Source organism: Mesorhizobium sp. M1E.F.Ca.ET.063.01.1.1, assembly GCF_003998155.1.
Taxonomy (GTDB): Bacteria; Pseudomonadota; Alphaproteobacteria; order Rhizobiales; family Rhizobiaceae; genus Mesorhizobium.
The window spans coordinates 1-558 of the sequence record NZ_RZSC01001495.1 but is presented as its reverse complement, the minus strand read 5'-3'; the positions used below and the strand labels follow the sequence as shown (position 1 = coordinate 558).

At 58.4% G+C, this 558-nt stretch carries 1 protein-coding gene; it reads left to right on the top strand.

Features of this window, described 5'->3' with window-relative positions; translation table 11 throughout:
• Positions 1 to 512 (top strand): cytochrome c oxidase subunit 3 (locus EOA29_RS39420; protein ID WP_127222566.1); only part of this gene is annotated, 512 nt, incomplete at its 5' end.
• Positions 513 to 558: the final 46 nt, after the last annotated feature.

Here is a 558-nt window from a genome sequence, read left to right as displayed (position 1 = left end):
TGCTTATTGAAGCCACTGGCTTTGCGCTTTCCATCGTCGTCTACCTCTATCTCATGAGCCTGGCACCACGCTGGCCTCCGGATGCCCCGCCGCCCGATCTGCTGCCTGGGACGACGCTGACGGTTTTGCTGGTGGCGAGCTTGTTTCCGAACATCTTGTTGGCACGCTGGGCGCGTGACCAGGACTTGCGGAAGGTGCGTATCGGGCTGATCATCATGTCCCTGATCGGAATAGCGCCGCTTGTCCTGCGTGCCTTCGAGTTTCCGGCGATGCATATCCAGTGGGATCAGAATGCCTACGGCTCGATCGTGTGGGTCATGCTCGGCCTGCACACCACCCACATCCTGACCGATCTGGTGGAGACATTGGTGCTGACTTGCCTGATGTTTTCGCGGCATGGCGACAATCCGCGGCGCTTTGGGGATGTCAGCGACAATGTGATGTACTGGAACTTCGTCGTGGCGACCTGGTTGCCAATGTATGCCTGCCTCTATTGGGCTCCACGGCTTTGACCAAAAGTTGGCTCCCAAACGCTGGACTCCTTGTGCCGCCCATAAG